We start from the raw sequence: 12,470 nt of genomic DNA on the forward strand, positions 1-12,470 counted from the left end.
ACACGCGCGCGGGTTGCGCGCGCAGCACAGCAGCATGTCGTCGGCCCGGTCCTGCGGGACGGCGATGGGGTAGGCCTGCGCGCAGCCCCGAGCCCAGCCCTCAGTCGGCGGCTCGGTGCCCGCGCGGAAGAGCGCGCGGGCCTCGGCGGGCGTCAGCGTGGCGCGGGCGCGCAACGTGGTCATGACCCGATCCCGGCCAGTTCCCGCCCGCGGGTTTCGGGCAGGCCCAGCAACGCGAGCGCGGCGATGGCGTACCCGACGGCACCGAGTGCGATCGCGCCACCCGCGCCCATGAACCCGACCACCGCGGGGAACGCGGCGCCCACCGCGCGCCCGAAGTTGTACGTGAAGCCCTGGCCCGTCGCCCGCACCTCGGTCGGGTACAGCTCCGCGAGATACGCGCCGAAGCCGCTGAAGATCGCCGAGGTCGAGAAGCCCAGCGGGAAGCTGATGAGCAGCATGAGGCCGTTGGCACCGTACGGCAGCTGCACGAACAGCACGATCAGCGCCGCCGACAGCACGGAGAACAGCAGGAAGGTTCGCTTGCGTCCCAACAGGTCCGTGAGGTATCCACCGCAGACGTAGCCGATGAACGCGCCGGGGATCAGCAGCGCGAAGTACGCACCGGTGCCGACCACGGACAGGCCGCGGGCGGTCTTGAGGTACTGGGGCATCCACGTGAACAGCGTGTAGTACCCGCCCTGCACCCCGGTCGCGAGCAGCGCCGCGAAGAGCGTGGTGCGCAGCAGGCCGGAGCGGAAGATACCGGCGAGCGCACCGCGCGACTTCGTCTTCAGAGTCTCGAGGCGGCGTTCGGTCACGTGCTCGGCGTCGGCCACGCGCCGGCGCACCCACAGCACGAGCAGCGCCGGCAGCACGCCGACCCAGAACAGCACGCGCCACGCGACGGCGTCGTCGAGCACGCTGAACAGCACGGTGTAGACGATCACCAACAGGCCCCAGCCCACGGCCCACGCGCTCTGCACGAACGCGACGGTCCGGCCGCGGTAGCGCGCCGAGCAGTACTCGGCGACCAGCGCCGCGCCGACGGCCCACTCGCCACCGAAGCCCAGGCCCTGCAGACCGCGAAACACCAGCAACGTCTCGAAGTTCGGCGCGAAACCGCAGAGCACCGTGAAGACCGTGTACAGCGCGATGGTCAGCTGCAGCGTGCGGACGCGGCCGATGCGGTCGGCCAGCACACCGGCGCCGACGCCGCCGATCGCGGAGACGACCAGCGTGGTCGTGCTGAGCAGCCCGGCTTCGCCGGAGGAGATGCCGAAGTAGGCCGTGATGGCGGCCAGGCCGAACGGCAGGGTCTGGTAGTCGAAGGAGTCGAGCCCGTATCCGCCGAAGGCGGCGAAGAAGGCGCGCTTGCCCTTGGGCCCGAGGGAGCGGAACCACTCGAACGGCCGGGCCGCACTCGTGGTGCCTGCTGTCACGTTCTTCGTGTTCATGGGTAGCTCGCAGGGAGAGTTCTCATCGTGGCACGAGTCACATGGGAGGCACCGTACGGATTGTTCAACAATTCCACAAGTCTCTCATTTTATTGTTCTCAACCCTGTGGCTACGCTGGGCGACGTGGCCACCGACGAGAGCCCGCTGGGCCTGGAAGCCGACCGCGGCCTGCTGAGCCGGACGAGCACCGCGGAGCGGGTCGCCGGCGTGTTGCGCACGCGCATCTCCGAGGGCTTCTTCCTGCCCGGCGGGCGGTTGTCGGAGCAGGACATCGGCAACGCGCTGGGCGTCTCGCGCAACACGCTGCGCGAGTCGTTCCGCCTGCTCACCCACGAGCGGCTGCTCACCCACGAGCTCAACCGCGGCGTCTTCGTGCGCGTGCCGACCGTCGACGACGTGCGCGACATCTACCGCGTCCGCAAGCTCGTCGAGTGCGCCGCGGTCCGCGGGATCACCGAGCGACCGGCGTCCTACGGCAAGATCGCGGCCACGGTCGCCGAGGGTGATCAAGCGGCCGAAACCGGCCGGTGGCAGGACCTCGGCACGGCGAACATCCGGTTCCACGGCGAGCTCGTCGCGTTGACCGGGAGCGAGCGCGTGGTCGAGCTGATGCAGGGGCTCACGGCCGAGTTGCGGCTGGTGTTCCACGTGATGGCCGACCCGCGGCGCTTCCACGAGCGGTACCTGCCGCGCAACCGCGAACTGCTCGGGCCGCTCGGAGCAGGCGACGGCCGGCGCGCGGAAAAGCTGCTCGCGGCTTACCTCTCCGACGCGGAAGCGCAGCTCGTCGAGGCGTACTCGGAGCGTTCGGCGGACGCATGAGCCGGTAGCTCACGGGAGTGGTCCACACCGGACTGCCGGCGTTTCGCAGCGGGGCGGGATCCATGTCAGGGGCCCGAAAACACCGAGACCCGGCGGGAAAAGTGTGTGCTACGCCATGGAAAACGTTGTCACGAGTTGCGCCACCGCGACGCACGAGCGGCAGTACTTCCGTCGCAAAAGGGATGAAGCACTTGCTTACATAGCGTGCTTCCGCGCGGATGGGCACCCGATTGTGGCCGTTCGGGCCGTCCGCAGTCTGGGTGGTGTCAAGATCGCGCACACCTGATTACCGTCTTCAGCAGGTCGCGTGAAGCGATGGGCATCGCAGGCCCCGGAACCCCCAGACGGGGCCTGCCGCCTTCGCGAAGGTCGAATCGGGATGGTCGCCCCCAGTGCCCGATCCGGCGTGCGTGGCCAGGAGATGGTGGAGATGGTGGAGCGACGGCGAACCGTGGTCCCCGGGGGGAGATCACGGATCGCCGTCGCGTTACTACCAGGTCAGTCCACTTCGGATCCTCAGCCCGCGTACTGGGCGAACACCTTGGTGTAGTCCCACGGCTGCTGCGAGACCTTCGAGCAGCTGTCGTCCGGACCGCCCGTGCACGGCCGGTCGCGGTTGGCCGACCAGAACGTCAGCCGCGCCAGGTGGTGCTGGTTCGCGTAACCCAGGATGGTGGTGAAGTCAGCCACCGTCACCGTCTCGTTCTGATCCGTGATGCCGTTCATGGACGAAATGCCCATGTGCCGGTAGGCGTTGTCATCGGTGTAGCCGAAGGCGTTCTTGACGACGTTCTTCAGGCCCTCGGCCGCACGGATGGTGAGCGTGCCCATGTTCTGCCCGGCACCGCCGAAGTCGAACGGCATGATGACCCAGCCGTCGGCCGCGAAGCCGGACTGCGCCGCGCGGTTGACCAGGCTCGAGTCCGGACCGCTGGTGTCGGTGCCGAACGTCACGTAGATCTTGATGCCCGGGTTGGCGGCGCGCACGGTCTTCAGCGCGTCGACGGTGCGCTGCTGCACCGTCGGGTTGCTGTAGGCGTCGGCCTCGATGTCGATGTCGATCGCCTTGAGGCCGTAGGCGTTGATCACCTTCTGGTACGCCGACGCGAGCTCACCCGCGCTGCCGCACGAGGACTCCAGCTTGTTGCCGCTGTAGCCGCCGAACGACGGGATGACATCGCCGCCCGCACCGCGGACGGTGTTGATCGTGCCCTGGTCCACGCCGCCGGTGAGCGCACGCGCGCCGTCCCACTGCGGGTTGCAGTACCCGTTGGACAGCACGAACGCCAGCGTGAACCACTTCACGCCCGTCGCGTTCATGATCGTGGCCGGGTTCGGCGGCGCGCCCCAGCCGTTGTAGAGGTACGGGGCCACGGCCATCGCGCCGGCCGACGGCGGCGGAGTCGTGTCGCCGCCGCCGGAAGGCGCGGTCCACTTCTGGTTGGCGGTGCCGGTGCAGGTCCAGATCTGCAGCCGCGTGCCGTCGGCCGAGCTCTGGCCGGTGGCGTCGAGGCACTTGTTCGCGGCGGTGTTCACGATGTCGTGGGCGGAGGTGACCGACCACTGCTGTGCACCGGTGCCGTTGCAGTCGTACAGCTGGACTTTGGCGCCGTCCGCAGTGGACGCCGCTGTGACGTCGAGGCACTTGCCGAGCGCGCGGACCGTTCCGTCGGAGCCGACGTTCCATTGCTGGGCCGTTGTGCCGTTGCACGTGTAGAGCTGAACGGCGGCGCCGTTGGCACTGCTGGCAGACGCGACGTCGACACACTTGCCGCCGATGCCGGTGATCTGCCCGGTGGCCGCCTGCGCGTTGGCCGGGATCAGGGTGACGGCGGAGGCGGCGAGCACGCCGCCGAGCGCCGCGAGGACTCTTCTTCTCATCGGGGACTCCTGGGGAGGGTTACGGTGCGGTCCACTTCTGGTTGGCGGCGCCGGTGCACGTCCAGATCTGCGTGCGCGTGCCGTTGACCGAGGTGTTTCCGGTGACGTCGAGGCACTTGTCGGCGGCGGTGTTCACGATGTCGTGCGCTGAGTTGGCCGTCCACTGCTGGGCACCGGTGCCGTTGCAGTCGTACAGCTGCACCTTGGCACCGTTCGCGGTGGACGCCGAGGCCACGTCGAGACATTTGCCCAGCGCGCGGATCGTGCCGTCGGAACCGATCGTCCACTGCTGCGCGCCTGTGCCGTTGCAGTCGTAGAGGTCGACCGCGGTGCCGTTGGCGCTGTTGGCGCCCGCGACGTCGAGGCACTTGCCGTCCAGCCCGGTGATCTGGCCGGTGCGACCGGTCGGCGGCGTGGTGGTGCCCCCGCCCGCCTGCGTGCCGGTCCACGTGAACGTGGCCGACGTGTGGCCTGGCAGCGCGTAGGTGAACGACTGCCCGCCCCAGTTCACGCGCACGCTCTGGTTGCTGGTGCCAGAGTTGTACGCGATGAGTGCCTTGGACCCGTCCGGGTTCTTCCACGCGACGTTGCGCACGGCCGAGCCGTCGTTCGAGTCGATCCGCACCGCGCCGGGCTTCACGAACTTGGTGAGGTGACCCATCGTGTAGTACTCGACCGTGTAGTCGACCTGCCCGCTGCGCGAGTCTCCGTTGTGGACGGTGATGAGCCCGGTGCACGTGCCGCAGCCGCCGTTGTGCGGACCCATGTTCTGGTCCACGGCAAGGCTCCACTTGGTGACCGACCGGCTCCAGTTGCGGGTGTAGTCGATGATGTTGTTCATGTCCTCGGCCTGCTGGTTGGCGATCCAGGTGCCGCCGGAGTGCTCGGTCGAGTACGCGTTCACGTTCGGGTACTGGTTGTGCACGGTCGTCTGCTGCGCGACGTTGCCGCCGTATCCGTGCCACGCCATGCCGCCGAAGTTCGGGTCGTCGCGGATCGCGGCGTCGTCCATGGTGGGTGCCGCGTATGCCTGGTACTGGTCCCAGTTCCAGTCGAGCGCGAGGACCTTCGTGGGCAGCCCCGCGGTGTGCAGCGCCGGCAGCAGGTTGTTCTTGGTGAAGAAGGCCAGGCCGGAGCCGTTCCAGTTCGTGGACGGGTAACCGTTGCAGCAGGTCGGTTCATTCGACACGGAGAGGTAATCGATCGGCACGCCGGCGCTGCGGTAGGCCTGGAGGTACTTGACGAAGTACTGGGCGTAGGCGTTGTAGTACTGGGACTCGACCCAGCCGAGTTTGTAGCTGTCGTTGTCCTTCATCCAGGGCGGCGCGCTCCACGGCGACGCCATGATCTTCATCTGCGGGTTGAGCTGCTTGGCCTGCTGCGTCAGCGGGAGCACGTCGGCCTGGTCGTGTGCGATCGAGAAGTGGGTGAGGTTCGGGTCGGTCTGTCCGGCGGGCATGTCGTCGAACGTGTAGCTGAACCGGGCGAGGTCCGACGCGCCAATCGGGTTGCGCAGGAAGCTCAAGCCGATCCCGTTGTTCGGGTCGAAGAGTTTCTGCATCACCGAGCTGCGGGTGCTCGCCGACAGCGCGCCGGAGGAGTTCATCAGCCACGCCGCGGTGTCGGTGAACGACGCGCCGCCGCCTTCGAACTGCTGGTAGGTGGTGTTCTCGTTGACGTTGATCGTCTGCTGACCGCTGCCCGTGCCGGCCGAGAACGAGACCGGCGCCTGCTGCTGCAGGCCGCGGGTCACGTTCACGCCCCGGGAATCGTCGGTCGTGGTGAGCCAGACGTTCACGGTTTCGTTGGCCGCTTGCGCCACCGGAACAGCCAGTGTGGACAGTGCGAGCGCCGCGGCGCCGAGCAGCGGGAGCAGGTGGCGTTTGCGCATGCCTACGACACCGTCCACTTCTGGTTGGCGGTGGCGGCACAGGTCCAGATCTGCAGCCGGGTGCCGTTGGCGGAGCTGTTGTCCGTGGCGTCGAGGCACTTGCCGGAAGCGGCGTTCACGAGGTTGCCGGTCGAATTCCGCGTCCAGCGCTGGACCGCGCCGCCGGTGCAGTCCCAGATCTGCGTCTTGGTGCCGTTGGTGGTGCCGGCCGCGTCGAGGCACTTGCCGAGCGCGCGGATCGTGCCGTCGGAGCCGACGGTCCACTGCTGCGCGTTGGTGCCGTTGCAGTCGTACAGCTGCACGGCGGTGCCGTTGGCGCTATTGGCGCCCGCGACGTCCACGCACTTGCCGCCGAGGCCGGTGATCTGGCCGGCGCCACCCGTCGGCGGGTCGGTCTGGCCGCCGCCGACCCAGCTGCTCGCCGACGACTCGCCGACGCTCACCGCGGTGTTGTGGTTCTCGATCGGGTTCACGTGCGTGTTGGGGAACACGACGTAGGTGACCGGGCCCTCGGTGCCGCCGGTGCTCGGGTCGGGGTCGATGCCGAGGCTCACGGCCGTGGCGTAGGACGCCTCGCCGATGATGCTCGTCGGACCGGTGTCACCGACGACCGCGTAGGTGACTTTGTTGTTGTAGATGACGGCGACCACCGAGCCGCCGTCGATCCCGTACTGCCGGTAGTCCCAAGTGGACGTCGGCTGCGGGAGCACGATGTAGGGCAGCTGCGCCGCGTTCAACGGCTGGTCGGTGGACGTGTGGAACGCCGTGTCCGGGTAGAAGCAGCAGTCGGTGCTCTCGTTGCACTGCGTCGTGCGCTGGCCGTCGCAGTCGATGTCCATGTCGGCCTTGAAGAACACGGCGCCACTGGCCTGGCAGACGGGCACGGTGGCCGCGCCGCCTTCGTCGTAGCTGTACTTGCCGTTGGAGATCTGCTGGCACGGGTTGGTCTTCGCGAGCAGCTCGGCCGCGGTGGGCGCGGCGGCGGGTGCCGCGGGGGCGGCCGGAGCGGCCGTGGCCGAGGTTGCGGACAGGAAGGAAAGCGTCAGCAGGAAACAGCCTGCCAACGCGACGAGGAATCGCCGCATTATGGGGTTCTCCTTGGGGGGAAGGGAGATTCGGTTGTCCACAGGCGAGGCGAGTGGTGGGTAGCCGGTGCAGCACCTGAGGGATCAGGGTTGTTGATGTTTTCAGGGCGTCGGGACCGTGCCGTGCTGGTGCGGGTTCGGGCCGAGTGTGGCTTCGCCGGTGGAGCGGGCCGCTTGCTCGCGCTGGTGGATGCGGGTTGGGAGTCGGGTTGCCTGTCCGGTTTCTGTTCTGGCAGTGCGGATATTGATCGCTGATCGAGTCCGACAACCTGCGGTGTCGCAACAGTTTTTGCGACACCGCTGGAAACCACCGGGGTTCTGTCGGTCGGTTGGGCGGATTGCTCGGTTGGGGACCGAGGCGGTGGGAGGGGGAGTTCTCGGTGCGGGAGAGGGGAAAGCCCCGGTGGGGCCGGGCTTGGTGGAAAGGGTCTGCCGGGGATCGGGCTTGCCGGGAGGAGAACTTTGCTCGACCGAAGCCGGGCGGTTGGGAGTGCCCGGTGGGGACCAGTCCGGTGGGGAGAGGAGAGTCCCGTGGGGACGGGCGGATCGAGCGCGTTCGCGGACGCCCCGGCGGGTGCCTCGCGGGTGGAGGCGGGCCGGTGGGGATCCGGGGCGCCGGGTGGCGCGATCCGGTCGGGATCACGCCGCCCGCGCGAACGGGGAACCGGTGGGGACCGGAGCGGAACACCGCGCGAGGCTGCCGGAGGAGGGAGAGGAGGCGAGCAGCCCCGCGCGGTGGCTTTCAGGGGCACCGGGGTTCGCGTCGGATTTCGTTGTGGCGCAACGCGTATCGCCGGTCAGTGGCTCAGGGTGCGGTCCACTTCTGGTTGGCCGTGCCCGTGCAGGTCCAGATCTGCAGGCGGGTGCCGTTGGCCGAGCTGTTTCCCGTGGCGTCGAGGCACTTGTTCGCCGCCGGGTTCACGATGTCGTGGGCCGCGGTGACGACCCACTGCTGGGCGCCGGTGCCGTTGCAGTCGTAGAGCTGCACGGGGGTGCCGTCGGCTGTGCCCGCGGCCGCCACGTCCATGCACTTGCCCAGCGCGCGCAGGGTCCCGTCGCTGCCGACGGTCCAGTTCTGCGCGGCGTTGCCGTTGCAGTCGGTGATCTGGATGGGCGTGCCGTTGGCGCTGTCGGCGCCCGCGACGTCCACGCACTTGCCGCCGATGCCGGTGATCGTGCCGGTGCGCCCGCTCGGCGGCGTGGTGCCGCCGCCGGTGTCGGTGGTCACGTGCACGTAGTCGACGACCAGCTGCTGCGGGAACTGCGTGCTGCCGTTGGGGTCGCCGGGCCAGTACCCGCCGACGGCGAGGTTCATGATGATGAAGAAGTTGTGGTCGTAGACCCAGCGGTTGCCGTTGAGGTCGGCCGGTGTGCGGGTCTGGTAGACGTTGCCGTCGACCGACCACACGATCTTGTTCGGCGACCAGTCCACGGCGTAGGTGTGGAAGTCGTCGGAGAAGTTCGGGCCGCTGTAGCCGGCGCCGATGCCGCCCGAGCCCGAGTAGCCGGGGCCGTGGATGGTGCCGTGCACGGTGTTGGGCTCGAAGCCGACGTTCTCCATCACGTCGATCTCGCCGTCGGTCGGCCAGTTGCCACCGCCGAGCATCCAGAACGCGGGCCACATACCCTGGCCGCGGGGGAGCTTCATGCGGGTCTCGAAGTGGCCGTAGGCCTGGCTGAACTTGCCGGAGGTGTTGAGGCGCGCGGACGTGTACTCGCAGCGGCCGTACCAGCAGTTGTAGTTGCCCGGGTTCTCGCGCTTGGCCGTGATCACCAGGTGGCCTTGGCCGTCGAGCGCGGCGTTGTTCGTGCCGGACGTGTAGTACTGGCGCTCGTGGTTGTTGACGTTGTCGCCGGTTTCGTAGTTCCACTTCGAACCGTCGGCCGGGCTGCCTGCGGGCCCGTTGAAGTCGTCGCTGAAGCTGGCCGCCGCCGCGGCCTCCGTGGGCGCGAAGACGGCGGGCGTCGCCTGCACTCCGACGGCCAGCAGCGAAGCGGCCGCGAAGAGCCCGGCCCAGCGGGAACGTCTTAGAGAACGTGAGATGGACATCGTTGTCACCTCTTCTTGCGGAGGGGACCGCGCTTTCACGCGCAGCACGAAAACGCGGTGGGGCGGAGGAGAGCACGGCAGGGGGCCCGTGCGGCTCTCGGCCGAGCGCTTCGTGTCCACTCCGGAGGTGGACCGCAGGCGGGCGGCAGGGGTCGGACTAATCGGACTACTTTGTTGTGCCTGGCAACAAAGTAAGAGCAGTATGCATGGTCCGGACCACTGCGGCAATGGCGGATGTGAAAAATTTTTCAACCCGAATTGAGGCGCGGCGATCGCCACCCGGGTGATCGACGATGATCGCCGACCGGTCACCTGGGGTGCTCGGGAGCGTTCGCTCGGTGACCGCGGGGTCCTACGCCGCGCCGGCGCCCGACCGGATCGTGGGGGCCGGCTTGACCAGAAGGCGGGGATCAGCGCCCTGCTCCAGCAGGTCGGCCACGGGCAGGGTGGCGGCACCTGTCGCGACGGCGTCGAGACCGAGGTACCCGAGCTGGATCGTGGTCTCGCTGAACGGGTGGCTCAGCGCGTGGGCCGACGCGGTGGAACGGATCAGCGGCAGCAGACGCTCGCCGAGGGCGAGGCCGGCCCAGCCGCCGACGACGATGCGCTCGGGGTTGAACAGGTTGATCAGGTTCGCGATGCCGGCGCCGAGGTAACCGGCCGTCTCCTCGAGGACCTTCTGGGCCGACTTCGACCGGTCGGCCGACGCGAGGAGAGCCGCGAACTGGTCCTGCTCGGTCTCGCCGGGCACGGGTTTGCCGCGGGCGCGGCGGTAACGCGCGAGCACGGCCTCGGCGCCGATGTACGCCTCGAGGCAGCCGTGCGAACCGCAGCGGCAGGCTTGCCCGCCGTAGACGATCGTGGTGTGGCCCCACTCGCCGGCGCTGCTGGTGGAGCCGCGGTAGGTGGTGCCGTCGGCGATCACGGCCGCGCCGACACCCGAGCCGATGAGCACGATCACCGCGTGGCGCGCTCCGCGGCCGGCGCCGAACCACATCTCGGCCTGGCCCTGGGTTTTGGCGCCGTTGTCGACGAACACGGGCAGCTCGATGCCGGCCGCGCGCAGGTCGTCGGCGAGTGCGACGGAGTCCCAGCCGATGGTGGGCGCGTGCACCAGCACGCGCTCGCCCTGCTCGACCGTGCCGGGCACGCCGACGCCCACGCCGATCACGGCCGACTCCTCGGCCCCGGCGGACGCGATCACCTCGCGCAGCCCGGAGACGACGGCGGCGACGACCGCGGCCGGTTCGGTGCGCGCCGGCGACAGCTCGTGCTCGACCGTGGCCAGCCGTTGCATCGCGAGGTCGAACAGCTCCACGCGCACACCCGTCTCGCCGATGTCGACGCCCGCCACGTAGCCGTACGCCGGATCCACACGCAGCAGAACGCGTGGGCGCCCGCCGTCGGATTCGACCAGGCCGGCCTCCGTGATGAGCCGTTCCTCCCCGAGCTCGGCGGTCACATTGCTGACCGTCGCCGCCGAAAGGCCGGTGAGCTGGCTCAGTTCGTGCCGCGACAGCGGGCCGTCGAAGTACAGTTTCGACAGCAGCAGGGAACGGTTGTGCCGCCGCAGATCTCGGACGGTCGTGCGCTTGGTCGCCATGTGACACCCATCTGGCCTCGAACTCTCCCGGCACCAGGATGCCTGATCACCGTAAGTTGTGGCCATGTATTAACTAGTGAACTAAGTCCCGAACATATGGTCGTCTGGCAGAATCCCCCAGGTGACGAGGGTGCTTCGGCAGACAACCCGTGACCTGAGGCGGCACAACCGAGCGGCGCTCCTGTCGTCGCTCTACCTGCGAGGGCCGGTCAGCCGGCTCGAACTCGTCGCCGAGTCCGGGCTCAGTCCCGCGACCGTGACGAACGTGGTCGCGGAGCTCATCGGCGACGGTGTGGTGACCGAGGCCGGTTCCGTCGAGTCCGATGGTGGCAGGCCGCGCACGCTGCTGCGCGTCCGGCCCGAGTACGGGCAGGTCGTGGGCGTCGACGTCGGCGAGACCCACGTGCGCGCCGGGCTCTTCGACTGCGCGCTGGGGACGCTCGCGACCGTGCAGCACCCGCTCGCGAGCAGCAACCCCGACCCGGCGGAAGTGGTGGAACTCGCGCGGGCCGGCGTCGCCGAGGTGCTTTCGGCCGGTGCGTCTCGCGTGCTCGGCATGGGCGTCGGCGTGCCGGGCGCGGTGCGTGACGGCGGGATCGTCCACGCTCCCACGCTCGGCTGGGCCGGTGTCGCCTTCGCCGACCTGCTGCGCGCTCACGCACAGTTCGCGGACGCACCGCTGCATCTCGACAACCGCGCCCGCACGCTCGGCCAGGCCGAGATGTGGCTCGGCGCCGGCCGGGGAGCCGACCGCGCGGTGATCGCCCTGCTCGGCGTGGGCGTCGGCGCCGCCTTCGTCACGGACGGTGGGTCTTTTCCCGGCATCACGACCAGCGAGTGGGGCCACACCGTGGTGCAGGCCGCGGGTGCCACCTGCCGCTGCGGCTCGCGCGGGTGCCTGGAGGCGTACGTCGGCACCGAGGCTGTGCTCCACCACTACGCCGGGACCCCGGGCGCCCAGCCGCTGCCCGGCGCGGACAGCGAGAGCCGGCTCGCGGAGCTCGTCGCCCTGGCCGAAGCCGAGACCGCCGCCGCTGCTCGCGGACGCGCCACCGGCGCACCTGGCGCCGATCTCGCGTCGGCGGCCGGGCGCTCCGGCGCGGCAACCACCGCACCCGGCTTCGCTGCCGGTAACCACTGTGAGGGGACGACTGGCCACCTCGGGCCGGCCCCTTCGGCGTCCCGCGCACCCGCTCGTGGCCCCGGCTTGGCCGGCTCCGGACCTGCCGAAAGGTCTGGTCCACCTGTGGAAACCCTCGCCGCCTCAGCACCCGGCCCCGCCGCTCGGGGCCGCGGGCCGGCGGACTCGGGAGCCTCGGTCGAAAGGTCTGGTCCAGCGGCCGAAACACTCGCCGCGACGGGTGAATACCTGGGCATCGGCATCGCCAATCTGATCAACCTCCTGGCGCCCGACCGGGTCGTGCTGGCAGGCTCGGCGGGGGCGATCATGGGCCCGGCGATCCTGCCGCACGTCCGTGGTGCCGCCGCCCGGCACGCGCTCGGCTACCTCGCCGAGGCGACCGTGGTCGAGCTCGGGGAGCTGGGCCCGGAGGCTGTCGCGCTGGGAGCGGCGACGTTGCCGATCGCGGCGCTGCTGGCGTCGGGTGGGCGTTCAGCCGGCTGAATCTCCTTGCCCCGCAAGGAGTTCGGCGGCCGGACACCGAGCGTGAGCCTTTCTTT

8 protein-coding genes are annotated in these 12,470 nt (G+C 69.5%); 2 read left to right on the forward strand and 6 right to left on the reverse strand.

Annotated features, from left to right (window positions below):
* Positions 1-179 precede the first annotated feature (179 nt).
* Positions 180-1,457 carry an MFS transporter gene (locus tag AB0F91_RS01295; protein ID WP_360593724.1) on the reverse strand — a complete coding sequence of 426 codons (1,278 nt, stop codon included), beginning with the start codon at positions 1,455-1,457 and terminating at the stop codon, positions 180-182.
* A gap of 124 nt (positions 1,458-1,581) precedes the next feature.
* On the opposite strand from AB0F91_RS01295, the gene AB0F91_RS01300 reads away from it, so the two are divergent.
* Positions 1,582-2,280 carry a GntR family transcriptional regulator gene (locus AB0F91_RS01300; RefSeq protein ID WP_360593726.1) on the forward strand — a complete coding sequence of 233 codons (699 nt, stop codon included), beginning with the start codon at positions 1,582-1,584 and terminating at the stop codon, positions 2,278-2,280.
* 516 nt (positions 2,281-2,796) lie between these two features.
* Here AB0F91_RS01300 and AB0F91_RS01305 read toward each other — a convergent pair.
* The 5 genes from AB0F91_RS01305 to AB0F91_RS01325 form a co-directional block, all read right to left on the reverse strand.
* On the reverse strand, positions 2,797-4,161 hold the full coding sequence (locus AB0F91_RS01305; RefSeq protein WP_360593728.1) for a ricin-type beta-trefoil lectin domain protein: 1,365 nt from the start codon (positions 4,159-4,161) through the stop codon (positions 2,797-2,799).
* A 19-nt stretch (positions 4,162-4,180) separates the two neighbouring features.
* The gene (locus AB0F91_RS01310) at positions 4,181-6,052 is read right to left on the reverse strand and encodes a ricin-type beta-trefoil lectin domain protein (protein ID WP_360593729.1); all 1,872 of its coding nucleotides are present in this window, start codon (positions 6,050-6,052) and stop codon (positions 4,181-4,183) included.
* 2 nt (positions 6,053-6,054) lie between these two features.
* Entirely contained in the window at positions 6,055-7,137 is a 1,083-nt protein-coding gene (locus tag AB0F91_RS01315) for a ricin-type beta-trefoil lectin domain protein (RefSeq protein WP_360593731.1), read from the reverse strand.
* 805 nt (positions 7,138-7,942) lie between these two features.
* The gene (locus AB0F91_RS01320; RefSeq protein ID WP_360593732.1) at positions 7,943-9,187 is read right to left on the reverse strand and encodes a family 16 glycosylhydrolase; all 1,245 of its coding nucleotides are present in this window, start codon (positions 9,185-9,187) and stop codon (positions 7,943-7,945) included.
* 352 nt (positions 9,188-9,539) lie between these two features.
* Entirely contained in the window at positions 9,540-10,790 is a 1,251-nt protein-coding gene (locus AB0F91_RS01325) for an ROK family transcriptional regulator (protein ID WP_360593734.1), read from the reverse strand.
* 121 nt (positions 10,791-10,911) lie between these two features.
* On the opposite strand from AB0F91_RS01325, the gene AB0F91_RS01330 reads away from it, so the two are divergent.
* A complete protein-coding gene (locus AB0F91_RS01330; protein ID WP_360593736.1) occupies positions 10,912-12,414 on the forward strand; it encodes an ROK family transcriptional regulator in 1,503 nt (500 codons plus the stop codon).
* Positions 12,415-12,470 lie beyond the last annotated feature (56 nt).

Source organism: Amycolatopsis sp. NPDC023774 (genome assembly GCF_040639695.1).
GTDB lineage: Bacteria > Actinomycetota > Actinomycetes > Mycobacteriales > Pseudonocardiaceae > Amycolatopsis.